The following is a 25,380-nucleotide window of genomic DNA, read 5'->3' as shown; positions in this document are numbered from 1 at the left end:
GATGGCGCTGGTGGGAAACGAAACACAACCGTGGACGGCCACGCCGCCGCCGGACGTACCGGTGCCGCGAGCCGCCGGTCGCCGGCGCTGGGCCGGCCGGCTGAAGCCGCTCGCCCGTCCGGCCGCCGGGCTCGCGGCGATCGCGGCGGGTACGGCGATCGTGGTGCTCGCGGTGGCCCTGTTCCGGGGCGGGTTCGCCGATACCGTGGCGGTGACCGTGCACGCGCCGCGAGCCGGTCTGGTGATGTACCCCGATGCCGAGGTGAAATTGCGCGGGGTCACGGTCGGGGCGGTGGATTCGATCGTCGAACGCGCCGACGGCACGGCGGAGATCGAACTGGCCATCGACCGGGCCGATCTCACCCGCATACCCGGCGATGTCACCGTGGATATCGCCTCTACCACGGTATTCGGGGCGAAATACATCCAACTGGTGCCGCCCGCGCAACCGGGCACGGGCCACCTCGAGCCCGGGCAGGTGTTCGCCGCAGAGAACGTGACCGTCGAGATCAACACGGTGTTCGAACAGCTCACCCAGGTACTGGGCGAGATCCAACCGGAGAAGCTCAACGAAACCCTGGGCGCGCTGGCCACCGCGATGCGCGGGCGCGGTGACCGGGTGGGCCAGATGATGGTGGACCTGGAGGCGTTCCTGGCGAAACTGGAACCCGGGCTGCCCGCCCTGCGCGCGGATCTGGCGATGGCGCCGGAGGTCACCCGGACCTATGCCGACGCGGCGCCCGCACTGCTGGAAACCGTCGGCAACGCGACCCGGCTGAGCCGGACCGTGGTGGCAGAACAGCAGCAACTCGATGTACTGCTGATGAGCCTGATCGGTCTGGCCGATACCGGTAACCGGGTGGTGGGGGAGAGCGGCCCCGGTCTGGTGAGTGCCATGGATGTCCTGGCACCGACCACCGAGTTGACCAACCGCTATCACCAGGCGCTGACGTGCGCTCTGGACGGACTGAGCTATCTGTCCTCGGTGACCCCGGTACAGGTGCCGGGAATCGGATTGTCGGCGAACTTCCTCTGGGGTGTCGAACCGTACCGCTACCCGGAGCATCTGCCGAAGGTCGCGGCGTCGGGCGGTCCGCAGTGCTCGATGCTGCCCGTGGCCTACGAGGATTTCCCGCCGTTCGTGGTCGCCGATGTCGGGGCCAACCCTCAGGCCGGGCCGTTCCGGTCCGGACTGACGTTGAACACCGCCTCGCTCGCCGAGGCACTGTTCGGACCCGCCGCCACCGGGAAGGGGGCACCCCGATGAACAACCGCAACACGCCGCTGCTGAAATTCGGTGTCTTCGCCGCGATCATGGTGGTGCTCTCGGCCTGCCTGATCATCGTTTTCGGCGAGTACCGCAGCGGCTCCACCACCGAGTACTCGGCGGTTTTCGCGGATTCCTCCGGATTGAGCACCGGGGATACGGTGCGCGTCGCGGGGGTGGTCGTGGGTTCGGTGCGGGGGGTTTCACTGCGCGACGATCACCGGGTACGGGTCGAGTTCGATGCCGACCGCTCGCTTTCGCTCACCACCGGCACCGAGATCGCGGTGCGGTACCTGAATCTCGTCGGCGACCGCTACCTCGAAATCACCGACCGGCCCGGCAACACACTGCCTGCCGGTGGTGAGCTGCCGATCGAGAACACCACCGGCGCACTCGATCTGGACCTGCTCCTGGGCGGTCTGAAACCGGTGATCCAGGGCCTCAACGCCCGTGATGTGAACGCCCTGACCTGGTCGCTGCTCGAGATCGTGCAGGGCAAGGAGGGAACCGTGAACTCCATCCTCGGCCGCACCGCCTCCTTCTCCGCGGCGCTGGCCGACAACAACGAGATCGTCGAGCAGTTGATCGACAACCTGAACACCGTGATGACCACCCTCGCGAACGAGGGCGGGCAGTTCTCGGGACTGGTCGACCGGCTCGAACAACTCATCAGCCAGCTCAGCAACGACCGTGACCCCATCGCGGCCGCCATCGATTCGCTGGAGGCCGGCACCGCCACCGTCGCCGACCTGCTGAACCAGGGCCGGGCGCCGCTGGCGGGCACGATCGACCAGGTCAACCAGCTCGCCGCGAATATCGACGGCGACAAGGAAACACTCGATACCGCCCTGCAGAAAGCACCGGAGAACTTCCGGAAACTGGTGCGCACCGGGGCCTACGGCAACTTCATCCAGTACTACCTGTGCGATTTGACGCTGCGGGTCAACGACCTGTCCGGACAGGTCGTGGAGATACCGGCCGCCGTACAGACCGACGGAAGGTGCGCTCCCTGAGATGTTTCGATACCGCGGAAAACATCTACTGCGGCACGGCCTGGTCGGGATCGTGCTCATCCTCTGCATCATCTCGCTGGGCCTGCAGTCGCAGCAGGTGATCGCCTGGGGAACAACGGTTCGCTACCAGGCGGTGTTCGACGAAGCCGGCGGATTGGAGGCCGGCGACGAGGTACACGTCTCGGGATTCAAGGTCGGCACCGTCACCGAGGTCGGGCTCGACCGCGGACAGGCGCGGGTGGTGTTCACCGTCGGCGAATCCGTCTCGCTCGGCGCGGACAGCACCGCGCAGATCAAAACGGGATCTCTCCTGGGGAAACGGATCATGACGCTGATATCGCACGGTGACCGGCGGCTGCGCCCGCTGGATACGATCCCGGTCGAGCGCACGTCCTCGCCGTACTCGCTGACCGATGCGCTCGGCGATCTGACCAGCACCACCGCGGCCATGGATACCGATTCCCTGAACAGTTCCCTGGACATGCTGTCCACGACATTGGATTCGATCGCACCGCAACTCGGCCCAGCCTTCGACGGCCTGTCGGAGCTGTCGAAATCGATCAACAGCCGCAATACCGCGCTCGGCGATCTGCTCACCGCCGCCCAGGAGGTCACCGGGATCCTGGCCGATCGCAGCGAGCAGTTGAACACCATGCTGCTCAATGCGAACACCCTGGTCGGGGTGCTCGACGAGCGCCGCCGGGCGATCGCCACCCTGCTGGCCAATACGGCCGCTGTCGCCGATCAGCTCACCCAGCTGGTGGCCGACAACGAGGCGGAACTGGGACCCGCACTGGATCGGTTGAACTCGGTAACCGAAGTGCTGCAGCGCAACCGGGACAATATCGCCAAGGCGATACCGGGCCTGGCGAAAACCTCGCTCACCCAGGGCGAGGCGGTATCCGGCGGACCCTTCTACAACGCCTACGTCGCGAACCTCATTCCAGCCCAATGGATCCGGCCGTTCGTCGACGCGGCGTTCGGCGGCTCGGTTCCGCAACCCCAACCCGCACCGCAACCGGGAGCGCCACGATGAAGCGGACACTGATCATCCGGCTGTCGGCGGGCGCACTGGCGGTCGCGGTGCTGGCCGCCGCGTTCGTCGTGGTGAATCGGACGCTGTTCGCGCCTGCGACGGTGCGTGCGATCTTCACCACCGCCACCGCGATCTACCCCGGTGACGATGTCCGGGTTTCGGGCGTGAAGGTCGGCACCATCGCCGCCATCGAACCCCGCGGCGCCACCGTGGAAATGACGATGCATATCGACCGCGGTGTGGATATCCCCGCCGACGCCGGCGCGGTGATCGTCGCGCAGAGCCTGGTGGACTCCCGCTACGTCCAGCTCACCCCCGCCTACCGTGGTGACGGCCCGACCATGGCCGACGATACGGTGATTCCGCTGGAGCGCACCGCGATCCCGGTCGAATGGGACCAGATCAAAACCCAGCTCACCCGGCTGGCGACCGAACTCGGACCCGACGGCGACCAGGCCTCCGGGCCGGCCGGCCGCTTCATCGACAGCGCCGCCGACGCGCTGGCCGGAAACGGTGACAAACTGCGGCAGGTACTGTCCCAGTTGTCGGGGGTCGGGCGCATCCTGGCCGACGGCAGCGGTGATATCGCCGCGACCATCGCGAACCTGCAGACCTTCGTCACCGCCCTGCGCGACAGCAATGTGCAGATCGTGCAGTTCCAGAACCGGCTGGCGACCCTGACCAGTGTGCTTTCCGACAGCCGCTCCGACCTCGACGCGGCACTGGCCAATCTGTCCATCGCGGTGGGCGAGGTGCAGCGGTTCGTCGCGGCCAACCGGGACAAGGCCGCCGAGCAGGTGGGACGGCTGGCCGATGTCACCCAGAACCTGGTGGACAACCGCGGCGAACTCGAGGAACTGCTGCATATCTTCCCGACCAGCCTGGCCAACTTCTACAACATCTACAACCCTGATACCGGCACCGAGGCAGGGGTTTTCGTGCTGAACAACTTCTCCAATCCGATCGAATTCGTCTGCGGCGGGATCGCCAGCGTGGAGAACATCGGCGCCGAGGAAGCGGCGCGTAAATGCCGCGACTACCTCGGTCCGGTCCTCGGGCTGTTGAACTTCAACTATCTGCCGGTCCCGGTGAATCCCGCCCTCGGACCGTCGGCGGATCCGAAGAACGTCATCTACAGCGAACCGCATCTGGTTCCGCCGGCATCCGCTGCCCCGGCGGCGGCGCCCCCGCCACCGGCTGCTCCGCCGGTGCCCTCGCTCGCCGAGATCCTCTTCCCCGGCGGGCGGTGATCACATGGCGAGATCGGAACGTAGGAAGTCGTTGCGCAACGCGGTGCTCGGCTGCGCGTGCATGGCGCTGACGGCCACCGGCTGCAACTGGGACGGCGTCAATTCGCTACCGCTACCGGGCGCCATCGGCCGCGGCCCGGACGCCACCGTGCTGTATGTGGAGATGGCCGATGTCGGCACGCTCACCCCGAATTCGCCGGTGCTGATCGACGATGTGGTGGTCGGCAGTATCGGCGATATCACGGTGGAGAACTGGCACGCCCTGGTGGAGGTATCCATCCAGCCCGGTCAGGTGGTTCCCGCGAACGCGCGGGCCCGGGTCGGCCAGACGAGCCTGCTCGGGTCGATGCATCTGGCGCTGAACCCGCCACCCGGGCAACCGCCGCAGGGACAGCTGGCGTCCGGGTCGCGGATCGACCTCGACGACACCGGAACCTACCCGTCGACGGAGCAGACGCTCGCCTCGCTGTCGGTGGTGGTCAACGGTGGCGGGCTGGGCCAGATCGGCGATATCGTCGGCAGCCTCAGCGCCGCCTTCGAAGGTCGTGAGACGAATATCCGGGCCCTGCTGGACCGCCTGGATCTCTTCCTCGGCACCCTCGACGCCCAGCGCGCCGATATCGTCGCCACCATCGACGGCCTGAACCGGCTGGGCGGCACCTTCGCAGCCCAGCGCGATGTCCTCACCGAGGCCCTGCACAAGATTCCGCCCGCCTTGGACGTACTCATCGCCGAACGACCCGATCTGGTCACCGCGCTGGACCGCCTGCGCACCTTCAGCGATACCGCCAACGGGGTCCTGACCGCCGCGCACGACGATCTGCTCACCAACCTCCGCAACCTGGAACCCACCTTGAAGGCGCTCGCCGATGTAGGTCCGGATATCAACTCGGCGATCCAGTTCGCGACGGTGTTCCCGTACGGGCAGTATCTGGTCGACAACGGGGTCCGGGGCGATTTCATCAACCTGTTCGCCACCGTGGACCTCACCATTCCGCGGTTGCGCCGGGAGCTGCTACTCGGTACACCGTGGGGTGATCCGACCGCGGTCATCCAGGCCGCCGTCGGCGATCCCGGTTACGCCGAGCAGACCAAGAACCCACTCGGTTTCGGGATCGTCCCGCCCCCGGTTGCCGCACCCGCACCCGCCCCCGCCCCGCCGGCGCCCGCACCCGCTCCCGCGCCACCGCCCGCCCCGGCACCCCCGCCGGCCCCGGTGCCGGGTCTGCCGTTTCCGCTGCCGGAAATCCAGCTACCCCAGATCCCCGGGATTGGAGGCGGCTGATGCTGCTGTCCCGCTTCGTCAAAACCCAGCTGATCATCTTCAGTATTCTCTCGGTGATCGGGCTGGCGGTGATGTCGGTGATGTACATGCGCCTGCCGACCCTCGCCGGTATCGGCACCATCGGGGTGACCGTGGAACTCCCGGAGGCCGGCGGCCTGTACCGGTTCGGCAATGTGACCTACCGGGGGATCCGGGTCGGAAAGGTCACCGGAGTCGAGCTCGCCGGCGACGGTGTCCGCGCCACTCTGGCGATCGACGGTTCCTACCGGATACCCACCGACCTGACCGCCGAGGTGCGCAGTGTCTCGGCGGTCGGCGAACAGTACGTGGACCTGCTGCCGCGCACCGACTCCCCGCCCTACCTCTACGACGGCGCGACGATCGAACGCCGCGATACCGCCGTCCCGCAGCCGGTGGGCCCGATGCTGGACAAACTCAGTGCCCTGGTGGACACGATCCCCAAGGACGATCTGCGCCGTCTCCTCGACGAGATGTTCGCCGGAGTCAACGGCGCGAGCTACGATCTCGATTCGCTGCTCACCTCGGCCGAGAAACTGAGCGCCGAGATGAACGGTGTGGGCGATGCCGCCAGAACCCTGGTCCAGGACACGCAGCCCCTGCTGGACTCACAGGTGCAGACCGCCGACGCGATCCGCATCTGGACTCGTGCCACCGCGGATGTCACCGGGCAACTGGTGGCCAACGATCCGCAGATCCGCACGATATTGCATTCGGGTCCGGGTTTCGCCGAAGAGGTGTCGGCGCTGCTGGATTCGGTGGATCTCACACTGCCGGTCCTGCTGTCCAACCTGACATCGGTCGGGCAGCTCGGTGTCACCTACAACGCCGGTCTCGAACAGCTGCTGGTTCTGCTTCCGCCCGTGGTGTCGCTCGTCCAGGCCGTCCAGCCGACCAAGAACGCGTCCGGCCTGGGTATCGGCGATTTCCGGGTGAGCGGTGTCTCCGATCCGCCGGCCTGTACCGTCGGCTTCCTACCGCCTTCGGAATGGCGGTCCCCGCAGGACGTCACCACAATCGATACCCCCGACAACCTGTACTGCAAACTGCCGCAGGATCATCCGGTCGCGGTACGCGGTGCGCGCAATATCCCCTGCGCCGGTGACCCCGCCAAACGCGCCCCCACCGCGGCCATCTGCAACAGCGACCAGGAGTATGTGCCCGTGGCGCCGGAGCAGCCGGTGGTCGGGCCGTACCCGCGCGATCCGGAACTGGAAGGTCAGGGAATTCCGCCGGATTCACGCTTCGACCCGCCGCCCGGAAACGCGCCCGCCGCCGCGACGACACCGGGTGCCGGTACCGCTCCGGCGGTCGCCTACGCCCAGTACGACCCGAATACCGGCGAATACCTCGCACCGGACGGTCAGCTGTACCGCCAGACGGACCTGGTGGCCGACAGCCATGGCAGCTGGGAGGAAATGCTCCCCCATTGAGTCCTGTTCCGCTGTCTCGGTCCATGCGTGTGCGAGAGTTCCGAAAGCGCTGCCGTGTAGGACAATTCGATAACATTCCGAACGAATCCGTCCGCATCCGGGCCTTGCTCCGCACAGTTGGTGGATGGGGGTAGATCCAGAAGAGCACACCGCAACGCTGGCAATGCCGATAGCGCGCCTGATGACAACCGACCCTCCGGAGTACGTGCGTGCCGAGGACATACCGACTCGTAAACGAGAGTGGGGCGGAGCGCTGCGCTGTCGTTACTGTGCCGCGGTGGTCCATGCGGTGTATTCCACGCCGAAAGAGCGGTCGCGGCCGTGCCGGCCCCATTTTCGGCGTCAGGGCAAGCTGAAGGATGGTGTGGGCAACCCGCATGCGCAGGATTGCCCTTACAACGTGCCGTCGCAGATCCGGGTGCTTCGAGACAGCAGCGCCGGTGCGCTGGTACGCGAGCGCTGTAGGTCCGGGCCGCCACGCTACCGGCTGGTGGTTCCCGAAGCCTTCGGCCCGGCTACCTCACCCGACAATGATGGTGGTGTGCAGGTTGTCGCCGAGCGGCTCACGACAGTACTCAACACTGCCGCCAAGATTGCCGCACTTATCGAGCATTATGCGGCGCGGGGTGTCGATCCGAATATCGAGTGGTGCGCCGAATGTCGTGGTGAACGGGTCGAATGGCTGAGTTTTCTTTACACTCCCCAACGCACCTGGGCCCTGCGGCGCCGGCTGCTCGAGAACGGGTCGGGGCTGACTCACCCGGTCGCCGTTCTGTTCTCCCCGTATGTCGTCGAGGCCCCGTGGCGGGACAGGATCCGCTTCTGGCGCCGGTCCGGTATCGGCTACCGGGCGGCCGCCTACCGGCTGCCGCCCGAAACTGATCGACGAATCACAGCCGAACTAGTTGTGGCCGGCGAATATCAGCTCCTGGAGAGCGTATTCGCCATGGGATCGGGCAAGTACTACATCGGTTATGGCATGTGGGAGTTCGACGTGTACGCCCGCGGCTCCGTGCCGCGCTTGATGTTGCATATGGACCATGCCGGGCAAGTGTCGCCGTTGTCGGCGGATATCAGTCCAGCAGCTTTGTCGAGATGGCGATTCCTCGGTCGGTTGCAGCCTTGATCGGATGAGCAGCCCTGGCGGTAGGCCGTTGCGCCTCGGTCAGCTACGCGGCAGGCCGAGGATGCGCTGGGCGATGATATTGCGCTGGATCTCGGAGGTGCCGCCCGCGATGGTTCCGGAGAAGCTGCGCAGATACCGTTCGAACCAGCTCGGTGCGTGGTCCTCGAGGTTGAGCAGGCTGTGCCGGGAGGTGACCGTGGGATGTTCGAGTCCCTCGGCCCCGGCGGCATCGAGGGCGGCTTCCAGACCGCGCTGCACGCTTTCGGATCCCAGCAGTTTCAGCACCGACAGCGCGGCCACATCCGCTTCGCCGCGGGCTTCTCTGGCCAGTGCCGTCGAGCCGAGCAGTTCGAGGGCCTGTAGATCCATGACCGCGGTGGCGAAACGGTCGACCTCGAGTTCGGTGCGCGGCCGGAAATCCTGTACCAGCATGCGCAGGCGTTGCGCGAAACTCATCCACAGCAGGGTGCGTTCGTGGCCGAGCGATCCGGTGGCCACCGTCCAGCCCTGGTTCAGTTCGCCGACCAGGTTCTCCGCCGGTACCCGGGCATCTTCGAAGAACACCTCGTTGAAGTCCAGATCGTCGTCGGCGCAGGCCGAGGCGAACGGGCGGCGGCGTACGCCGGGCGTATCGGTGGGGATCAACAGCACCGAGATGCCCTTGTGTTTCGGTGCGTCCGGATCGGTGCGCACGAAGGTGAGGACGACATCGGAGTCGTGGGCGCCCGAGGTCCATACCTTCTGGCCGTTGACCACGAAATGGTCGCCGTCGCGGACCGCGCGGGTACGCAGGCCGGCCAGATCCGAACCGGCGCCGGGTTCGCTCATCCCGAGGGCGGCGGGCATTTCCCCGCGCAGGATCGGTACCGCCCAGCGCTGCTGCTGTTCCGGGGTGCCGAACGTGATGAGCGAGGCGGCGATGATGCCCTGCCCCTGCGGGTTGCAGCTTTCGTAGATCTTGCGCCGGCCGAGCTCCTCCCGGTGGACGTACTGCTGCAGAACTGTGGCGTTGCGACCGCCGAATTCGGGTGGATATCCGGGGACCAGCCAGCCGTGGTCGAACTGTGTGCTCTGCCAGGCGCGTGACCATGCGGGCACGTGTGAGCTCGAATGCGGGCGCTCGGTGGCGACCGCCTCGGGCGGCAGATGCTCGTCGAGGAACGCGATGAACTCGGCGCGGAACTCTTCCACATCCTCGTCGAAAGTCAGCTGCACTGTGTACCTCCTTTGGCCGAATATGAGAATATCATTCTCGCAACCGGATATTCTAGTTTCCGCGGCCGGTGGCCGGACCGGGCAACGGGTCCACTCCGGTGGTTCCCGCCGCGGTACGAGTGAGCGGCCGGCGCGGGCTCCGCGCGGGACCGATCGACGGATACGGCAATCGGAGGTACGGCCATGCGGAGTACCGGCAGCGGGCTGACCCTGCAGCAGCGGATCGATGCGCGTTCGGTGCGCACCACCAAACTGTTCGGCAGTGCGCAGGTGCAGCGTTTCCTGGATGCGGCGCGTGCGCTGATCACCCGGCGGGGCAGTACCGATTTCACCATGCACGAGGTGGTCGACGAGGCGGGTCAATCGCTGCGCAGCTTCTATCTGCTGTTCGACGGTAAACACGAATTGCTGCTGGCTCTCTACGAGGAGGCCATCGCCAAGGTGGCCGAGCAGATCCGCGAGGCCACCGGTAACGACGCCGATCCGCTGGACAAGCTCCGCACGGCGGTGGAACTGCTGTTCGAGTTCTGCCGGCCGGATCCCGGAGCGCATCGGCCGCTGTTCACCGAATTCGCGCCCCAGTTGCTGATGTCGGATCCGATCGAGATCCAGGTCGCGCATGCGTCACTGTTCGAGTTGCTCGCCGATCTGGTGGCCGCCGCCGATGGCGCGGGATACCTGCGCACGGGGACGCGTCCGCGGCGGCTCGCGGCCATGACATTGCAGACGGTGATGTTCGTGGCGCAGGGGGCCCGGTCCGATGACGGCGCTCATCCCATCACCGCCGCGGAAGTATGGAACCTGTGCGCGTTCGGCGCGCTGAGCAGGGGCGCGTGGGGGTGAGCGGGATACAGACCGGCCGGTTGGTCGATTTGGGCTCCCGGGCCAGCGGATATGCTATTCTCGATTTTCGAGAATATCGATATCACTACCGGCCGGGCACTGGCTCGCGGCGCCCGGCATTCAGGAAGTAGTCGTATGAGTATTTCGCTACTGCTGGATATGGCGGCGTCGAACAATCCCGATCGGGCGGCCGTCGTATCGGGCGAATCGCGGTGGACCGGCGCCGAGCTGGACACCCTGGCCCACGGAGGTGCGGGCGCCGTCGCCGCCTCGGGTGCCCGCAGTGTCGCGTACGTGGGTACCGGCGGAGCGCTCCTGCCGCTGCTGATCTTCGCCTCGGCCCGCGCCGGGGTACCGTTCACGCCGCTGAACTACCGTCTCAGCGGCGACAAACTCGCCGAACTGATCCACCGGCTCGACGCACCGCTGGTGATCCACGACGACGCCTACACCGACGCTGTCACCGGCACCGCCGAACTGCTGTGGGATTCGGAGCGTTTCCTGGCGGCCGCCCGCGGCGCCGAACCGGCCGGAGTGGAACCCGACCCCGATTCGCCCGCGGTCGTCCTGTTCACCTCCGGGACCACATCGCAGCCCAAAGCGGTCGAACTCTCCCACAACAACCTGGTCAGCTATATCACCGGCACGGTGGAATTCGCCTCCGCCGCGGACGACGACGTTTCGCTGATCTGCGTCCCGCCCTACCACGTCGCCGGGGTGGGGGCCGCGCTCTCGAACCTCTACGCCGGCCGCAGAATGGTCTACCTGCGCAATTTCGACCCGCGCGAATGGATCCGGCTCGTCGAGGCCGAACGGGTCACCACCGCGACCGTGGTCCCGACCATGCTGGACCGGATCGTCAGCGCGTTGAAAACGACCGGGTCGCAGCTGCCGACCCTGCGCACCCTGGCCTACGGCGGTTCCAAAGTCGCGCTGCCGCTCGTGCGGACCGCACTGGAGTTGCTGCCGGAGGTCGGGTTCGTCAATGCCTACGGGCTCACCGAGACCAGCTCGACCATCGCGGTGCTCGGCCCGGAGGACCATCGGGCGGCGCTCGCCTCCGGCGACGAGAAGGTCGCGCGGCGGCTCGGTTCGGTCGGGCAGCCGGTGCCCGGGATCGAGGTGCAGATCCGCGACGAGAGCGGTGCGGTCCTGCCCGCCGAGGTCGCCGGGGAACTGTTCGTCCGCGGCCCGCAGGTGTCCGGACGGTACACCGGGATCGGTTCGGTGCTCGACGCCGAGGGCTGGTTCCCGACCAAGGACCTCGCCGTCCTCGACGCCGACGGCTACCTGTTCATCCACGGCCGCAGCGACGACACCATCATCCGCGGCGGTGAGAACATCGCCCCCGCCGAGATCGAGGACGTGCTGGTGGAACATCCGGCGGTGCACGATTGCGCGGTGGTGGGCGTCGAGGACGCCGAATGGGGGCAGATCATCGTCGCGGTCGTGGTACCCGCCGAGCCCGGCCGGCACCCGGACCCCGAAGAGTTGCGCGGCTATGTCCGCTCCGGACTGCGCGGTTCCCGCACCCCCGACCGCGTGGTGTTCCGGCCCGAACTACCTGCCACCCCGACCGGGAAGATTCTGCGGCGCGAACTGGTCGCCGAACTGACCCGGGAAACCGCCGGCGCATAGCGCCGCACGCGAAAGGAAGAACGATCATGGCCAAAACCGGGACCCGGCTACGGAGTCAGGTGTGTACTACCGAAGTGATCATCGTGCGGGCCGCCGACAGCCTCGACGATCTGCGCGCCGGTGGGGTGCCGATGGTGCCCATCGACGGTGGCGCGGTCCCCGCGGACGGTGGACCGCAGGACGGTTTCGCCGATGGCAACCTGATCGGTAAACGCTACGTCGACGACCAGGGCGCGGAAGTCCTGGTGACCAAGGCGGGTGCCGGCACCCTCAGCGTGGGGACCACACCGCTGACCATCAAGGAAGCAAAGCCGCTGCCCGCAAGCGACTGACGAGTGATCGAGGTGGGATAGATGCCCGAAACCGCCACCGACCCGCTGATCCTGGCGGCCGAACAAGCCGATGCCGAGGCAGCGGCGGCGGAAGCCGAGGCGCTGGCCGCGCAGGCGTCCGCGACCGCGGCCCGAGCGCGGGCCCGGGCCGCGAACCTGCGCCGCGAGGCGGGCGAACACCGGGCCGCGGGATCGGACACGGCCGCGGAGCCCGGCACGGACGGCAGTGCCGCGGTGCCGGCGGGTTCGGGGACACCGGGCCCCGCGCCCACCGCGAACACCACGGACACGGGTGCGGTCGCGGACGACTCGGTGACGGGCGATGCCGCCCGTTCCGCATCGGGCACCGGGCGGGCGACGTCGGAGACGGTGCCCGCCGAGGCGAAAACAGCGTCGTTGTCGAAAAGTCCCGGATCGGAGCCCACGGCCGCGCCGGAGGATGCCGGTCCGGGTTCTACGCCCGGGGGCGACACCGCGACAAGTCCGGATCCGGCCGCCGATTCGTTGAAAACCGCCGGCTCCGGCGACGATACGAAGGGCCCCGATTCGTCGAAAAATGCTGATTCCGATGGCGATACCGCGACGGGCCGGTTCGCGGCCGCCCGGAGGCGGTTGACAACGAGCACGGTGCGGCGGCCGAGTCGCCGGGCAGTGGCTCGGGTACTGGTGGCGGTGATCGTGCTCGCCTGCCTGGTGACCGGCGGGTATTCGATATGGAACCACCAGCAGATCGCCGCGGACCAGGCGCGGGAGGACGAGTTCCTCAATGCCGCCCGGGAAGGTGTCATCGCGCTCACCACGCTGGATTCCGGCCGGGCCGTCGATGATGTGAAACGAGTCCTGGACCATTCCACGGGGGCTTTCCGGACCGATTTCCAGACGCGGTCGGAGGACTTCACCAAGGTTGTCGAACAGTCGAAGGTCGCGACGCAGGGTGAGATCACCGCGGCCGCCGTCGAATCCATGACCGACGAATCGGCGGTCGTGCTGGTATCGGCGGTCTCCCGGGTCACCAACTCGGCGGGCGCGCAGCAGGAACCGCGGGTATGGCGGCTCAGCGTCACCGTTACCCGTGAGGGCTCGGAGTGGAAGATGTCGAAAGTGGAGTTCGTGCCGTGACAATCCCCAGCTTCCTCCGTACGGTCCGCCGGTCCCCGGAACCGGTGCTGCTCGCCCTGGTGGCCGTGGTCGCGGTGGCCGTCGCCGCCGCGCTGCTGGTCTTCCAGTACCGGCCCGACACCCGCGGTGACGCGGCGAAGAACGAAGTGCTCTCCGCCGCGACCGAGGGCACCGTCGCCCTGCTCTCGTATTCCCCCGAATCGCTGGACCAGGATTTCGCGTCCGCGAAATCCAAGATGACCGGTGATTTCCTCACCTACTACACCCAGTTCACCGAAAAGGTGATCGCGCCCGCCGCGAAGGAGAAATCGGTGAAGACGTCGGCGACCGTCGTGCGGTCGGCGGTGGCCGAGATGCATCCCGATTCGGCGGTGGCGCTGCTGTTCATCAACCAGACCACCACCAGCGCCGAAAAACCCGATCCGGCGCTGGCCGCCAGTAGCGTCCGGGTGACGCTGTCGAAGGTAGAGGACTCATGGCTGATCTCGTCGTTCGATCCCGTCTGAACACCGGCGACCCGGTCCGCGCATCCCGGATCCGATCCGAAGCGCCGGTGCTCGTCACGGTTTATCCGGTGCTCGACTACTTCTCGGTCTGCCCGCGCTGCGGCTACACGGCCGAAGCGTCGACCACCGTGCGTACCTTCGCCGACGGCACGACCGACAGCGAAATGCATATCACCTGCGGAATGCCGTGCGGCTGGCAGGAAACGCGCTGACTTTCACCAGGGCAGGGGGCCGTCCTCGGCGAAGAATCCGCCGGTCGGCCCGTCCGCGCCGAGCGTGGCCAGGCGTACGAGGACCGCGGCGCCCTGGGCGGGTGTCAGGAATCCGGTGTGGTTGTTGCTGTCGGTATCGACATAGCCGGGCGCCACGGCGTTGACCAGGATGCCGTCTTTGCGCAACTCGTTCGCGTAGTTCACGGTCAGTGCATTGAGCGCGGTCTTCGATGGTGAATAGGCCGCTGAGGGCAGCAATCCCGAGAAGGGGCCTTCGGGGTCGCCGATGAGGGTCAGCGAGCCGGCGTGGCTGCCGACATTGACGATGCGCGGCGCCGGCGACCGCCGCAGCAGCGGGAGGAAGGCGTTGGTCACCGCGATCACGCCGAAGACGTTCGTCTCGAACACCGCCCGGACCATATCGAGATCCACGGTGCTCGGTACCTGGTCGTAGGCCTTGTCGGGGTCGACCTGCCGATAGCCGGTCATACCGGCGTTGTTGACCAGAATGTCGAGATGCCCGAATCGTTGCGCGAGCTGTTCGGTGGCTGCCTGGATGGTGGCCCGGACCGTGACATCCAGCACGACCGCCTGCGCCTCGCCTCCCGATTCGCGGATTGCCGCGGCGGTCACCTCGCCGCGTTCCGGATCCCGGGTGCCGATCAGGACTGTGGTGCCCTGCGCGGCGAGCAGTTCGGCCGTCGCGCGGCCGATACCTTTATTGGCGCCGGTGACGAGGGCGATCCTGCCGTTGGTGTTTCGGTTGTTCACTGGGTCCTCACTTGTGGTCGCTGTGCGTTGAACGACCATGAGATGCCGACGGCCTTTCGCTTGTGACAGCGCACCGGTGTGATGGGGACCACCGGTCGTGAATGTCACAGGACGGGATCGGCCGGCGTCCCGTGTGTGTTCTGCCGAGTCGAGGAACAATCAGGAGTCACCATGAGCGAGCGCACGGACCCGGCCACCGAGATCTTTGTCGCCCACCGCAACCTGCTCTTCACCGTCGCCTACGAAATGCTGGGCTCGGCCGCCGACGCCGAGGACGTGCTGCAGGAGACCTGGCTGAAATGGGCGGGGGTCGATCTCGGGACCGTGCGTGATCCGCGCGCGTACCTGGTGCGGATCACGACCCGCCAGTCGCTGACCCGGTTGCGGACGCTCGGCCGGCGCCGGGAGTCCTATATCGGCCCGTGGCTGCCGGAACCGCTACTGACCACTCCGGACGTCGCCGAGGATGTCGAATTGGCAGAGCACATGTCGATGGCGATGCTGCTGGTACTGGAAACGCTCGCACCCACCGAACGCGCGGTATTCGTGCTGCGCGAGGTATTCGATCTGGGATACGACGAAATCGCCGAGGCCGTGGACAAGACCCCGGCCGCCGCCCGCCAGATCGCCCATCGGGCGCGGGCCCATGTCGCCGCCCGCCGGCCACGCGGGATCGTCTCACCCGCCGAAACCCGCGATGCGCTGGCCGCCTTCCAGCGCGCGATCGAAACCGGGCAGCTCCAGGGTCTGCTCGACCTACTCGCCCCGGACGTGGTGCTCCTCGGTGACGGCGGCGGAGTGAAGGAAGCGGCCCTGCAACCGATCGTGGGGGCCGAAGCGGTGGCCCGCCTGCTGACGCTCGGCCTGCCGCGGTTCGGCGACGCGCTCACTGCCGAACCGGTGCATATCAACGGCTCGCCGGCCCTCATCGTCCGATCCGGCGGGCAGATCGACGATGTCGTGGCGCTGCGCATCGACACCGGCCGGGTGACGGGGCTCTATATCGTGCGCAACCCGGACAAGCTCGCGCGGGTGCACGAGGAAACCCTGTTGCGCAGGTGAGCTCTCATCCGGTGACCGGCCGTGCGTTCCCCGGCTGCGGTGCCTGTGTATGTGACCCCGGACCCGTACCACTGCTCCGATTCTCCCGGGACGTCACCGGACCACAGGGCCACCGACATTTGTCTACTTTGCACCGCGACGGCCGGCAATCCGACCGGGTATCCCGCTCCGGCCCAGCCCTCGAAGCGCCACTTCGCGCTTCGGCGCCGCCCGCCCCGCTGTGTTGTGCTCGGCCGATACCAAGTGCCCTGGTCGATGCTGAATCCGGCTGTCAAGGCGAAGTTACGTCGTGGCACAGCGGATGCGTCGCCGGACGCTATTTCCGCGCGGAGTGCGTTGTAGTGGAGACGGATTCGGCGACAGAGTGGTTCCGCTCCGGCAATGTGGTGATGGCGTGCACCGGGCAGTCGAGGAGTGCGCGGTGCACCGCGGGCTCGTCGCCGGGCGCGATGACCGGGTCGCCGGCGAGGGAGGCGTAACCCCAGTCGTCGAGGGGGAAATGGTCCGGGGCGTGTTTGGCACAGATACCGAAACCGTCGCAGAGTGTGCGGTCCAGTTTGATCTTCACAGCAGCGCCTTCGTTTCCACTCGGTAGGGGGCTCGGTCGGTCGCGGGGCTGCCCGCGCAGTCCGGGCAGTGGTTGTCGAGATGTGCGGCGACCTCCTGCGGGAAGCGGTCCAGCAGGCTTGCCGCGGTATTGCAGGCGGCGTCCAGGGTGCCGCAGGCACCGCGACCGCGCAGGACCGTCGACCAGCGGCGCAGGCGTTCGAGGTCGTCCCCGGCGGCGCGTCCCTCGGCGAGTGCGGTGGCAGCGGCGGCCATGGCGGCTGTGCCGTTGAAGCAGGAGCCGCATTGGCCGGCGTTTTCCCGGTCGAAGTAGTTCAGGACCGCCGCCGCGACGGCGACCGGACACTCCTCGGTGAGGACGGCGAGGGCACCGCAGCCCAGGCCCGAACCGGCGCGGCGCAGGGTTTCGTGATCGAGGGCCAGACCGGTGAACGTGCGGTCGAGCAGGCCGGTGAAATATCCGCCGACCAGGGCTCCGCGCACCGAATCGGCCGGAATGCCGTGCAGAGCGAGCAGATCGGTGACCGGCAGGCCGTAGGGCAGTTCGTACAGGGCCGGTGGCCGGTGCGCGGCGGTGACAGTGGCCAGGAAGGTGCCGGGGGAGAGCGCGGTACCCGCGCCGCGGTACGCGTCGGCGCCCCAGCGGTCCAGGAAGGGCAGGTTGGCGAGGGTTTCGACATTGCTGACGAGGGTGGGCAACCCGGCCACACCTGCTTCGTACGGGCGTGGCGGTTTGTCGGTGGGGACGGCGCGGCCGCCGTTGATCGCCTGTACCGCGGCGGTTTCCTCACCGGCGACGTACCCGGGATCGACCCGGACGACAGCGAGTTCCGGGCCGCCGGGCACTGTGCCGCCGAGCTCGTCGAGTGCCGAAATCACCGACCGCTCGGCTTCCGGATCGGAAACATAGACGAAGCCGCGCCGGGCGCTCACCAGCGCGGCGGCCAGCCGCAGTCCGTCGAGCACCAGATGCGGGCGGTTACGGAGCAGCCAACGGTCTTTGAAGGAAGCGGGTTCGCCCTCCTCGCCGTTGGCGACGACAACGGTTTCCGTCCAGCCGGCGGGCACGCCGGCGCCGGCGGGGCTCGCCGCGCGCACACTGTTCACTTTCACCGCGAACGGGAATCCGGCACCGCCGCGCCCCCGCAACCCACTGCGTTCGACGGCATCGGCCAGTGCGGCGACCGCGCCGATCGGCCGGTAGCCGCCGCTGTCGCGGTATTCGTAGGCGGTCTCGGCCCCGGTCGCGAGCCGCAGAAGCCGTGGCTCGCTACCGGGATACGGAACCACCGCCAGGCCCCCGGCCGACGAGAAGGTGTGCTGCATCGTGCCTCCTGAGTGGGTGCGGCGCCGGGCCGCTCGTATGGTGTCTACCCCCGCCTTCGCTCCGAATGTGCGCGTCACCGGGCGGCGCGCCCGCCACCCCGAGCAGGGTGGTTCCCGGCGTACTTGCGCGGAACCCGCCCGTACCGGTCGGTGGGCGGTGCACCCGCCACACCAGCCGACGGGGCACTCGGCGTCCCATGTGGGGCGGGTGGCCCGCCGCGACCGGCTCGTTCCTTGTGGCCGTGCCCGTTCCGGGGATGGGCTGCGCCCGTACGGGCCCGTTAGGCTCGTATGCATGCGAACTGCGGTGTTGCGGGTGAATGTCGATCCGGCCGGTGAGCTCACCGGCGAATCGCTGGCCCGCGGTATGGCGGAACTGGCCGCCGTGCTCGCCGATACCGGCGGTGAGGTACTGGAGAAGGATCTCGGTGCCGCTCCGCGCTCCCGGCGTGAGGTGCAGGTACTGCTCGATACCGCGGACGCGGCCGCGGATACGGTGCGGGTCGTCGAGGTCTGCGCGCGGGTGTTCGGTACCGAACCGGTTGCGGGCGTCGTCACCTATGTCAGTCGCGGGACCGACGCCGACGCGCACGGGGTGCTGGCCGGTTTCGGCCTCACCGGGGAGATCATCCGGGTGCCGGGTACGGCCGGTTACGACATCCTGCAGGTGCGTTTGCGCGAGGCCGATCTCGAGCGGGTCCCGGAGAGCCGGGTCCACACCGCGCTGGAAGCCTCGACCAACTGTGAGGTCCGGATCAGCACGGTATGAGGCCGCGGGGCCGGGGATCATCGGTCGCCCAGGAATTTCAGGATCTCCGGGGCGGCCAGCACCCAGGTGTCGAACATGTTGTACTGCTTCGCCCGGCCCTGCGCGCGGTCCTCCAGGGCGCGTTCCCAGGCGTCCTCGGGCCACGGAGGGTCGATCAGCTGTGATCCTTCGATCAGGCAGTGCACCTCGAGCGAGGTGCGTTTCGGATGGTCCATATCCTTGGCGCCGCCGCGAATGATCAGGGTGGGTACCTGGATCCGTTCGAACATCTCGTCGTCCACCCCGGGGATCGTCTGACCCGGTTTCGGTACATAGGCGTTGAGCCAGCGCAGCGAGAGTTTCACGAACTCGTCGGAATCCAGCGCCCGCAACCGCTGTTCGTTGTCCGGGTTCTCCGCGATCAGCTCCTGCCATTCCTTCATCCGCAACAGGCCCTCTGCACCGAGCGCCCGGACCGTCTGCAAGCTGGGCAGGACATAGTAGGCGCCGAGGTTGAAAGTGCCGTAGACCCCGCCGACGATATTCCAGAGCACGAGGTCGGTGACCAGCTCCGGGTACAGCATCGTGGTGAGCATCGAATCCCGCGCCCCACCCGAGCCGCCGGCCAGGATCACCGGCCCGGTACCCAGTTCGGTCAGCAGTCCGTGCAGGGTTTCGGCGCGCATATGCGATTCGGTCTGCCCGTAGAACTGCACATCGGAGGCGCCGCAGTTGGGCCGGTCCCACAGCAGGACCCGATAACCGCCGACGACCAGTGCCTCGGCCAGCGGCCGCAGCCCGGGGATCTCTTTGCTGTAGCGGCCACCGGGTGTGAGCACGATGAGATCCCCGGTGTCGCCGAGGATCTCGTAAACCACCTTGCCGCCGTTGACCGTTGCCGCGGGCATAGCACACTCCTGCCAAGGGTTCGGGGAGCCGCCCTGGGCGGAAACTCCCGCGGCCGGCGCAGACGAGCGGCCGGCCGGGCTCTGCTGTTCGGGTCAGGCGGTGACCAGTACGTCGTCGCCGACCACCCGCACCGGGTAGGTGCGGATACTCCATTCGGGTTTGACCGCGGTGGTACCGGTGGCGAGCTCGAATCCCCACTGATGCCAGGGGCAGTAGATGAATTCGTTGTCGCGCACCATCACCGAATCGCCGGGCACCGATTCGTCGACCACGGTGCGCCCGCGCGCCCGGCCCGCACACAGCGGGCCACCCTCGTGCGGGCAGTAGTTGGCGATGGCGTAGAAGGTGCCGTTGACGTTGTAGACCCCGACCCCGTGCCGCCCGATCGGCACGACTTTGGACGAGCCGGGCGGAATCTCGTCCACGGTGGCGACGATATGCTCGCGCCCCTGTGCCAGCCGTGGCGGGGGGCCGGGCGCCGGTGCGGGACTGCCGGGTGAGCTGCCGGCGACTGCCGAGCCGAGGGGCACGTCGGTGGCCGCATCCCCGGAAACCGCCGCGGAAGCGCCGGATCGGTCTTCGGGGGTGCCGGCAACCGGTGCCGAAGCGGCGCTGTCGAGCCGGGCATCGGGCGCAGCCACGGACCGCGCCCCGGAACTGGAACTGCCGGATTGCTCCGAGCCGGCGCTGCCGGGTACCGCCGATGCGCTCGGGCCCGGCGGGCGCACGGGAGTCTCGCTTGCGTCCGCCATCAGTGCACCCGCACCTGTCCGGGCAGCGCCGGAACGGTTTCCGGCAGGTGATACGTCTCGATACCGTTGCGGAACATCACCTTTTCCCGTGCCGCGGGCGGGAGGTGTTTCACCAGCCAGCGCGGGTCGTCGAAGGTCCAGTGCGGGTAGTCCGAGGAGTACAGCAGAATCCTGTCCGCCTCCATCCATTCGAACGCCCGGGTGAGTTCGGTCTTGTCCTCCGGGTAGTCCAGCGGCTGGGTGGTGAACTTGATGTGTTCCTTCACGTATTCCGAGGGCTTCCGCTTGATCGACATGAACGAGCCGCGGGCCGCGTAGACGGCGTCCATCCGCCACATCAGCGGCAGGATCCAGGTGAAGGCGTGTTCCACGAATACGATGCGCAGCGCGGGGAACCGGTCGAAGACCCCGTCGAAGATCAGGCTCATCACCTGGTTGGCTGCGAGCAGCGAGTAGGTGACCATGAAATCGTGGTTGTAGCTGGGGAACCCGACCGGCGGCATGGGCATGGTCTCGAAGGCGCCGCGGCTGAGATGGCAGCTCACCGGCATATCGTGTTTCACCGCGGCAGCCCAGATCGGGTCGTATCGGGCGTCGCCCCAGGAGGGCCGCGGTTCGGCCTTGATCAGGATCTGCGCCATATAGGGATGCCCGGCCCACTGCTCGATCTCGGCGACCGCGGAGGCCGGATCGTCGATCGCCACACAGATCGAACCGCGCCAGCGCTGATGCCAGTTGTTGTGCGGATCCAGCCACTGCGCGTTCAGCCATCCGTTGACTCCCGTGGCCATTGCCGCGGTGGCCTCGGGTAGCCGGGTGGCCACCACGGTGGGCTCGAGGATCACGATATCGGAGCCGGCGTCCATGATGAGCTGCCGGAAGGCCATATCCGGGTCGCTGCCGGGGAATTCACCGTCCTCGGGGAAGGTATCGACACGCATGGCCTTCGAATGTGCGTAATCGGGCGCGTCGTAGACGATGGTGTCACCGACGCGGCGACTGAGAAAGTACGAGCTGCGCCATGGTTCCGGAATATGTTCCACCAGATCGCCCCGGCGGGGGACCGGGTGGACATCGGAATCTACGACGCGTACCGGAACCAGTTCCGTGGAAGGAACCCGTGCTCGGTCCTGAGCCGTGGTCATAGCGCCTCCTCAGCCGACCGCCGTCACGGCGTCTACATCGATGCTGTACAGCCGCGCGGCATTTCGCCAGTGCAGTTTTTCGCGCTGTTCGGTGGTCAGCGCGGCCGGCAGGACGTCGGTATCGCCGGAATGCCAGTGCGGATAGCTGGACCCGAACATCACCATCTCGTCCTTCCCGGTGAAGTCCAGCCACTCCGCGGCGAAGGGAGCGTCGCCGGGGCCGTCGATCGTGGCGTGGACGAAATACACATGTCCGGGCAGGTAGTCGCTGGGCATCCGGGGTGCCCACGGGGTCTGTTCCAGGTGTGGCCGGCCGAAGGTGTCCATCCGCCAGGTGAACGGGGTGAGCAGATCGGCGCCGCCGTCGGCCCAGACGAATTTCAGGCCCGGGTATCGCTCGAAAACACCTTCCGCGATCATGTTCATCAGGTGATAGATGTAGTTCAGGCCCATGAACCCGTAGTACTGCTCATAGGTACGCGGATGGCCGGACGGTGTCGGCGGCAGGCCGATACTCTCCCCGGTCTCGATATGGGCGGCGACCGGCAGGTTCGCTGCCGCGGCGGCCTCCCACAGCGGCCAGAACTGCGGTTTTCCGTACACTTCGCGCGATTGCAGCGGGATGCCGAGCTGGACGATGCGGGGGTGATCGCCCAGCCGGTCGATTTCACGCAGTGCGCCGCTGATGTCCTCGGGATTGACGCGCAGGGTGCCGCGGAAGCGCTCGTGATAGGTGCCGCTGTCGAGCCAGCGCGACACCATCATGTCGTTGTGGGCGGACAGTACCGCCGTGGTGAGGTGACGATCGGGCAGTATTCCGCGGGTCATCGGATGCAGGACTGCTACATCGGTACCGCGTTCACCGAACAACTGCTGCCCCACGAATTCCGGATCCGAACCCGGGTATCCCTTGTGCGGTCCGCGGGCACCCTCGACGTATTCGCCGCCGGGTGCGCCGTACCAGTCCATTTCGGCGTCGGGGATTCCGCGGCTCTTGAACGGCTCACGCAGATGTGCGCGCATATCGTCGTTCGAGCGGAAGAAGATATGCACGCTGGTATCGATCACCGGAGTGCGGGTGCCGTCGGGCAGATTCTTCATCGCGATTCCTCGTCGAGAATCGAGGGTGCCGGCCGAGTTCAGGTGTCGGCCGGCACCTGCGGTCAGTACTGGAAGTCGATCACCGCGGCGTCGGGCCGTTCGGTGACCGGCGCGGCCAGGCCCTGCTCGTCGCAGATCCGCTGCAAATGGTCCAGGGTTTCGTCCAGGCCCGGGCCGACGCGTTCACCCGGGGTGAAGGTGGCCGGCAGATTACGCATCCCCTGGATCACGCCGATGGTGTCGTAGTGCACCGTGCCTTCCGGGTCGCATTTGTAGTCCGGCATCCGGTCGAGCACCGCCAGCAGCATCGACTTGAACACCGTGCGGGCCACATTGGACCCGATGCACCGGTGCACCCCCAGACCGAAGCTGAAGTGCCGGTTTCCCTTCCGGTCCATGATGATGTCGTCGGCGTCGGGGAAGATGGTCTGGTCGCGGTTGGCCATCGCCCAGGACAGCCACAGCCGGTCGCCCTCCTTGAAGTCGATGCCCTGATAGGTGCAGTCGTCGGCGATGGTGCGGCCGTCGCCGGGGGCGGGAGTGAAGTAGCGCAGGAACTCCTCGGTGGCCGGATCGAGCAGTTCGTCGCGGTCGCGGCTCAGTTCCGCGCGTTTGTCCGGATTGTCCGACAACCACTCCAGGGAGTGCGCGGTGAGCGCGGTGGTGGTGTCGAAACCGCCGCCGATGAGCAGGCCGATCATTCCGAGCAATTCCATATCGGGAGCCGGTTCACCGTCGATCCGCAGTTCGGTGAGCGCCTTGATCAGGCCCGGCCGCGGAGCGGTCTTGGCATCGTTGAGGCTGGTCAGGATATCGATACCCATGGTGCGGTGCATTTCCGCGACCCGGGCGGCATCCGGTGAATCCTCGGGTGTGTAGACCGAGGCGTGCACCGGGTCGCTGTACACCGACCATTTCTTCAGCGGAATGCCCAGCATGGCCAGGGTCAATACGGCGGGCACGATATTGGCGAGATCGTCGACGAAATCGATACGGCCGGTTTCGATCTTCTCGTCCAGGCAGGCGCGGACGATCTCGTCGATGAACGGCTGCCAGCGTTTCACGGCGGCGGGCGACAAGTACGGGTTGAGCACCGACCGATAGGTCCGGTGCTCGGGATCGTCCATCTCCAGCATGCCGCCGCGCACCATGGCGGCGCGGCGCGGGGTGGGAATGGAGATACCCACATAGCCCCGGCGCTCGTTGTGCACATCGTGGTCGACCGAGACCTCCGGGCAGCGGGCCAGTTCGAATACCGCGTTACCGCTCGCGGCGACCCAGTGTCCGTTGTAGGTATCGGTCCAGGCCACGGGGCATTTCGCGTGCATTTCGTGGGTGATCTCGGTGAACTGCTCGCGGTATTCGGGCGTGTGCCGATCGAAATGGAACCGGTTTTTCTTGCGCTGGTCGTTATCCGTTGAAGTCACGGTCTGTTGTCCCTCTGCTGGTCACTGGTCGGCGAACCTTCGCCGGGGGCCCGGAACTCTGCGCCGCTCCGGGAGTCGTCGGATTGCCGACTCGCCCCCGGGCCGGCGGCGCGCGCGTCGATCGCCTGCGAATGCGCGCGCCGCCTGTGCCGGGGTGGCCGGGTGCGGCTCAGAGCTTGTGGTCGTACCACTTCAGGTAGCCGCCGGCATCGACGCGCATCTGCATACCGGTGACGAAGCGGGCTTCGTCGGAGACGAGGTACAGAATGGCGTTGGAGATATCGACCGGCTCGATCCACGGGGTCTTCATGGCCTGCTGGACATAGAAGGCGGGTTCGGCGTCGGCGCGGGTCGGGTTCTCCAGATCCGGCCGGAACGAGCGGTACATGGGCTCGCTCTGCAACATGTCGGTATTGCAGTTGGTCGGGTGCACCGCGTTGGCACGGATACCGCGGGGCGCCAGATGGCGGGCGATATCGAAGATGTAATACGACAGCGCGCGCTTGGAGTGCACATAGGCCATACCACCGAGATCCGAGCCCGGATTGTCCATCTTGCTGACGTCCACCATCGCCGCGGTGGAACCGGTGGCCACGATGGACGCTCCCTCACCGAGGTGAGGGAGCGCGGCCTGGATGGCATTGATCGTGCCGACGAGATTCGTATTGATGACGTCGATCCACGCCTGGATATCGGGCTGGCCCTTCATACCGGCGACACCGGCCTGGGCGATCACGATATCGAGCTTGCCGAATTCGGCGACGCCTGCGTCCAGTGCCGCCTTCAGTGCGACGGCGTCACGGACATCGGTCTGGGTCGCGACGATCCGGCGGCCGGTCTTCTCGACCAGGCGCACGGTTTCCTCGAGGTCTTCGGGCGTGGCCAGCGGGTATCCGATGGTCGACATGTTCTGGCACAGGTCGACGGCGATGATATCGGCGCCTTCCTCTGCCAGTCGTACGGCGTGGCTGCGGCCCTGACCGCGCGCGGCGCCCGTGATGAATGCGACTTTGCCCTCAACACGTCCCACAGCATTCCCTTTCGATCTGTTTTCGCCAGACCTGCCCGGGTGTGCCGGACCGCCGGATGCGGCGGCACGGGGCAGGGTGCGCGGCCCGAGCCCCCCCGCGCACCCCGCCCCCCCCCCCACGCGGGTAGCACCCCCACCGTCTCGCCGTCCAGGAACGCGACCTCTACGCAATCGCCCTGACCACTACTCTTACTACTCTTGAACCATTGGGCGGTAGATAGGTCCCTCATTGCTTCCACTCCTTCAATG

At 67.2% G+C, this 25,380-nt stretch carries 25 protein-coding genes and 1 pseudogene; 15 read left to right on the top strand and 11 right to left on the bottom strand.

The window, feature by feature from the left end; all coding sequences use genetic code 11:
• The first annotated feature begins 10 nt into the window (after positions 1-10).
• From QH195_RS08240 to QH195_RS08210, 7 genes are all read left to right on the top strand, one after another.
• The gene (locus tag QH195_RS08240) at positions 11-1,267 is read left to right on the top strand and encodes an MCE family protein (protein ID WP_280426160.1); all 1,257 of its coding nucleotides are present in this window, start codon (positions 11-13) and stop codon (positions 1,265-1,267) included.
• Entirely contained in the window at positions 1,264-2,280 is a 1,017-nt protein-coding gene (locus QH195_RS08235; RefSeq protein WP_280426161.1) for an MCE family protein, read from the top strand. The genes QH195_RS08240 and QH195_RS08235 overlap by 4 nt, the downstream gene beginning before the upstream one ends.
• A gap of 1 nt (position 2,281) precedes the next feature.
• On the top strand, positions 2,282-3,316 hold the full coding sequence (locus tag QH195_RS08230) for an MCE family protein (protein WP_280426162.1): 1,035 nt from the start codon (positions 2,282-2,284) through the stop codon (positions 3,314-3,316).
• Positions 3,313-4,566: an MCE family protein gene (locus QH195_RS08225; protein WP_280426163.1), complete on the top strand. Its 1,254-nt coding sequence runs from the start codon at positions 3,313-3,315 to the stop codon at positions 4,564-4,566. Before QH195_RS08230 ends, QH195_RS08225 begins: the two co-directional genes overlap by 4 nt.
• Positions 4,567-4,570: 4 nt before the next feature.
• Positions 4,571-5,851 carry an MCE family protein gene (locus QH195_RS08220; protein WP_280434936.1) on the top strand — a complete coding sequence of 427 codons (1,281 nt, stop codon included), beginning with the start codon at positions 4,571-4,573 and terminating at the stop codon, positions 5,849-5,851.
• A 2-nt stretch (positions 5,852-5,853) separates the two neighbouring features.
• Positions 5,854-7,302: an MlaD family protein gene (locus tag QH195_RS08215; RefSeq protein ID WP_280434969.1), complete on the top strand. Its 1,449-nt coding sequence runs from the start codon at positions 5,854-5,856 to the stop codon at positions 7,300-7,302.
• A gap of 124 nt (positions 7,303-7,426) precedes the next feature.
• The gene (locus tag QH195_RS08210; protein ID WP_280434935.1) at positions 7,427-8,428 is read left to right on the top strand and encodes a hypothetical protein; all 1,002 of its coding nucleotides are present in this window, start codon (positions 7,427-7,429) and stop codon (positions 8,426-8,428) included.
• Positions 8,429-8,467: 39 nt separating this feature from the next.
• Here the strand turns inward: QH195_RS08210 and QH195_RS08205 are convergent, their stop codons facing one another.
• Positions 8,468-9,643 carry an acyl-CoA dehydrogenase family protein gene (locus QH195_RS08205; RefSeq protein WP_280434934.1) on the bottom strand — a complete coding sequence of 392 codons (1,176 nt, stop codon included), beginning with the start codon at positions 9,641-9,643 and terminating at the stop codon, positions 8,468-8,470.
• A 183-nt stretch (positions 9,644-9,826) separates the two neighbouring features.
• Between QH195_RS08205 and QH195_RS08200 the strand changes: the two genes are divergently transcribed.
• From QH195_RS08200 to QH195_RS08175, 6 genes are all read left to right on the top strand, one after another.
• Positions 9,827-10,486 (top strand): TetR/AcrR family transcriptional regulator, encoded by a 660-nt coding sequence (locus tag QH195_RS08200; RefSeq protein WP_280434933.1) that lies wholly within the window; start codon positions 9,827-9,829, stop codon positions 10,484-10,486.
• Positions 10,487-10,621: 135 nt separating this feature from the next.
• Complete coding sequence (locus tag QH195_RS08195) at positions 10,622-12,124, top strand: class I adenylate-forming enzyme family protein (RefSeq protein WP_280434932.1); 1,503 nt, start codon at positions 10,622-10,624, stop codon at positions 12,122-12,124.
• 26 nt (positions 12,125-12,150) lie between these two features.
• Positions 12,151-12,456 carry a hypothetical protein gene (locus QH195_RS08190; RefSeq protein WP_280426169.1) on the top strand — a complete coding sequence of 102 codons (306 nt, stop codon included), beginning with the start codon at positions 12,151-12,153 and terminating at the stop codon, positions 12,454-12,456.
• Between the two features lie 21 nt (positions 12,457-12,477).
• Positions 12,478-13,575 carry a hypothetical protein gene (locus QH195_RS08185; RefSeq protein ID WP_280434931.1) on the top strand — a complete coding sequence of 366 codons (1,098 nt, stop codon included), beginning with the start codon at positions 12,478-12,480 and terminating at the stop codon, positions 13,573-13,575.
• Positions 13,572-14,081, top strand: a complete 510-nt coding sequence (locus QH195_RS08180; RefSeq protein ID WP_348536827.1) for a twin-arginine translocation pathway signal — start codon at positions 13,572-13,574, stop codon at positions 14,079-14,081. The genes QH195_RS08185 and QH195_RS08180 overlap by 4 nt, the downstream gene beginning before the upstream one ends.
• Positions 14,051-14,293 carry a hypothetical protein gene (locus QH195_RS08175; protein ID WP_280426171.1) on the top strand — a complete coding sequence of 81 codons (243 nt, stop codon included), beginning with the start codon at positions 14,051-14,053 and terminating at the stop codon, positions 14,291-14,293. The genes QH195_RS08180 and QH195_RS08175 overlap by 31 nt, the downstream gene beginning before the upstream one ends.
• A gap of 3 nt (positions 14,294-14,296) precedes the next feature.
• On the opposite strand, the gene QH195_RS08170 is transcribed toward QH195_RS08175, so the two are convergent.
• Positions 14,297-15,064 (bottom strand): SDR family oxidoreductase, encoded by a 768-nt coding sequence (locus tag QH195_RS08170; RefSeq protein ID WP_280434930.1) that lies wholly within the window; start codon positions 15,062-15,064, stop codon positions 14,297-14,299.
• Between the two features lie 171 nt (positions 15,065-15,235).
• Here QH195_RS08170 and QH195_RS08165 point away from each other — a divergent pair, with 171 nt between their 5' ends.
• The gene (locus QH195_RS08165) at positions 15,236-16,126 is read left to right on the top strand and encodes an RNA polymerase sigma-70 factor (protein ID WP_280434929.1); all 891 of its coding nucleotides are present in this window, start codon (positions 15,236-15,238) and stop codon (positions 16,124-16,126) included.
• 316 nt (positions 16,127-16,442) lie between these two features.
• Here the strand turns inward: QH195_RS08165 and QH195_RS08160 are convergent, their stop codons facing one another.
• Together QH195_RS08160 and QH195_RS08155 are read right to left on the bottom strand one after the other, a co-directional pair.
• Positions 16,443-16,694 carry a ferredoxin gene (locus QH195_RS08160; RefSeq protein WP_348536826.1) on the bottom strand — a complete coding sequence of 84 codons (252 nt, stop codon included), beginning with the start codon at positions 16,692-16,694 and terminating at the stop codon, positions 16,443-16,445.
• Positions 16,691-18,019 carry an NADH-ubiquinone oxidoreductase-F iron-sulfur binding region domain-containing protein gene (locus tag QH195_RS08155; protein WP_280434928.1) on the bottom strand — a complete coding sequence of 443 codons (1,329 nt, stop codon included), beginning with the start codon at positions 18,017-18,019 and terminating at the stop codon, positions 16,691-16,693. Before QH195_RS08155 ends, QH195_RS08160 begins: the two co-directional genes overlap by 4 nt.
• 295 nt (positions 18,020-18,314) lie before the next feature.
• Here QH195_RS08155 and QH195_RS08150 point away from each other — a divergent pair, with 295 nt between their 5' ends.
• Positions 18,315-18,788, top strand: coding sequence for a hypothetical protein (locus QH195_RS08150; RefSeq protein ID WP_280426175.1), 474 nt, complete (start codon positions 18,315-18,317; stop codon positions 18,786-18,788).
• A 17-nt stretch (positions 18,789-18,805) separates the two neighbouring features.
• Here the strand turns inward: QH195_RS08150 and QH195_RS08145 are convergent, their stop codons facing one another.
• The 7 genes and pseudogenes from QH195_RS08145 to QH195_RS08115 form a co-directional block, all read right to left on the bottom strand.
• Positions 18,806-19,675, bottom strand: a complete 870-nt coding sequence (locus QH195_RS08145) for an alpha/beta fold hydrolase (protein ID WP_280434927.1) — start codon at positions 19,673-19,675, stop codon at positions 18,806-18,808.
• Positions 19,676-19,768: 93 nt separating this feature from the next.
• Complete coding sequence (locus QH195_RS08140) at positions 19,769-20,134, bottom strand: Rieske (2Fe-2S) protein (protein ID WP_280426292.1); 366 nt, start codon at positions 20,132-20,134, stop codon at positions 19,769-19,771.
• Between the two features lie 293 nt (positions 20,135-20,427).
• Positions 20,428-21,573 carry an amidohydrolase family protein gene (locus tag QH195_RS08135; RefSeq protein ID WP_280426177.1) on the bottom strand — a complete coding sequence of 382 codons (1,146 nt, stop codon included), beginning with the start codon at positions 21,571-21,573 and terminating at the stop codon, positions 20,428-20,430.
• A 9-nt stretch (positions 21,574-21,582) separates the two neighbouring features.
• Complete coding sequence (locus tag QH195_RS08130; RefSeq protein ID WP_280434926.1) at positions 21,583-22,674, bottom strand: amidohydrolase family protein; 1,092 nt, start codon at positions 22,672-22,674, stop codon at positions 21,583-21,585.
• Positions 22,675-22,736: 62 nt separating this feature from the next.
• Positions 22,737-24,101, bottom strand: coding sequence for a cytochrome P450 (locus tag QH195_RS08125; RefSeq protein ID WP_280426179.1), 1,365 nt, complete (start codon positions 24,099-24,101; stop codon positions 22,737-22,739).
• Between the two features lie 169 nt (positions 24,102-24,270).
• Positions 24,271-25,131, bottom strand: coding sequence for a mycofactocin-coupled SDR family oxidoreductase (locus tag QH195_RS08120; protein WP_280426180.1), 861 nt, complete (start codon positions 25,129-25,131; stop codon positions 24,271-24,273).
• 146 nt (positions 25,132-25,277) lie between these two features.
• Positions 25,278-25,361: pseudogene (locus QH195_RS08115) on the bottom strand (DUF397 domain-containing protein); the annotation flags it as partial.
• Between the last annotated feature and the right edge of the window lie 19 nt (positions 25,362-25,380).

Source organism: Nocardia carnea, assembly GCF_029868855.1.
GTDB lineage: Bacteria > Actinomycetota > Actinomycetes > Mycobacteriales > Mycobacteriaceae > Nocardia > Nocardia carnea_A.
The sequence above is the reverse complement of the archived record's forward strand: the minus strand, read 5'-3'. Positions and strand labels throughout refer to the sequence as shown.

What these genes read in the sequence shown, in the direction of transcription:
- QH195_RS08235 (WP_280426161.1), top strand. Translation starts at nt 1,264, where the DNA reads ATGAACAACCGCAACACGCCGCTGCTGAAATTCGGTGTCTTCGCCGCG.
- QH195_RS08230 (WP_280426162.1), top strand. Translation starts at nt 2,282, where the DNA reads ATGTTTCGATACCGCGGAAAACATCTACTGCGGCACGGCCTGGTCGGG.
- QH195_RS08225 (WP_280426163.1), top strand. Translation starts at nt 3,313, where the DNA reads ATGAAGCGGACACTGATCATCCGGCTGTCGGCGGGCGCACTGGCGGTC.
- QH195_RS08220 (WP_280434936.1), top strand. Translation starts at nt 4,571, where the DNA reads ATGGCGAGATCGGAACGTAGGAAGTCGTTGCGCAACGCGGTGCTCGGC.
- QH195_RS08210 (WP_280434935.1), top strand. Translation starts at nt 7,427, where the DNA reads ATGGGGGTAGATCCAGAAGAGCACACCGCAACGCTGGCAATGCCGATA.
- QH195_RS08200 (WP_280434933.1), top strand. Translation starts at nt 9,827, where the DNA reads ATGCGGAGTACCGGCAGCGGGCTGACCCTGCAGCAGCGGATCGATGCG.
- QH195_RS08195 (WP_280434932.1), top strand. Translation starts at nt 10,622, where the DNA reads ATGAGTATTTCGCTACTGCTGGATATGGCGGCGTCGAACAATCCCGAT.
- QH195_RS08190 (WP_280426169.1), top strand. Translation starts at nt 12,151, where the DNA reads ATGGCCAAAACCGGGACCCGGCTACGGAGTCAGGTGTGTACTACCGAA.
- QH195_RS08185 (WP_280434931.1), top strand. Translation starts at nt 12,478, where the DNA reads ATGCCCGAAACCGCCACCGACCCGCTGATCCTGGCGGCCGAACAAGCC.
- QH195_RS08175 (WP_280426171.1), top strand. Translation starts at nt 14,051, where the DNA reads ATGGCTGATCTCGTCGTTCGATCCCGTCTGAACACCGGCGACCCGGTC.
- QH195_RS08165 (WP_280434929.1), top strand. Translation starts at nt 15,236, where the DNA reads ATGAGCGAGCGCACGGACCCGGCCACCGAGATCTTTGTCGCCCACCGC.
- QH195_RS08155 (WP_280434928.1), bottom strand. Translation starts at nt 18,019, where the DNA reads ATGCAGCACACCTTCTCGTCGGCCGGGGGCCTGGCGGTGGTTCCGTAT.
- QH195_RS08150 (WP_280426175.1), top strand. Translation starts at nt 18,315, where the DNA reads ATGCGAACTGCGGTGTTGCGGGTGAATGTCGATCCGGCCGGTGAGCTC.
- QH195_RS08145 (WP_280434927.1), bottom strand. Translation starts at nt 19,675, where the DNA reads ATGCCCGCGGCAACGGTCAACGGCGGCAAGGTGGTTTACGAGATCCTC.
- QH195_RS08135 (WP_280426177.1), bottom strand. Translation starts at nt 21,573, where the DNA reads ATGACCACGGCTCAGGACCGAGCACGGGTTCCTTCCACGGAACTGGTT.
- QH195_RS08130 (WP_280434926.1), bottom strand. Translation starts at nt 22,674, where the DNA reads ATGAAGAATCTGCCCGACGGCACCCGCACTCCGGTGATCGATACCAGC.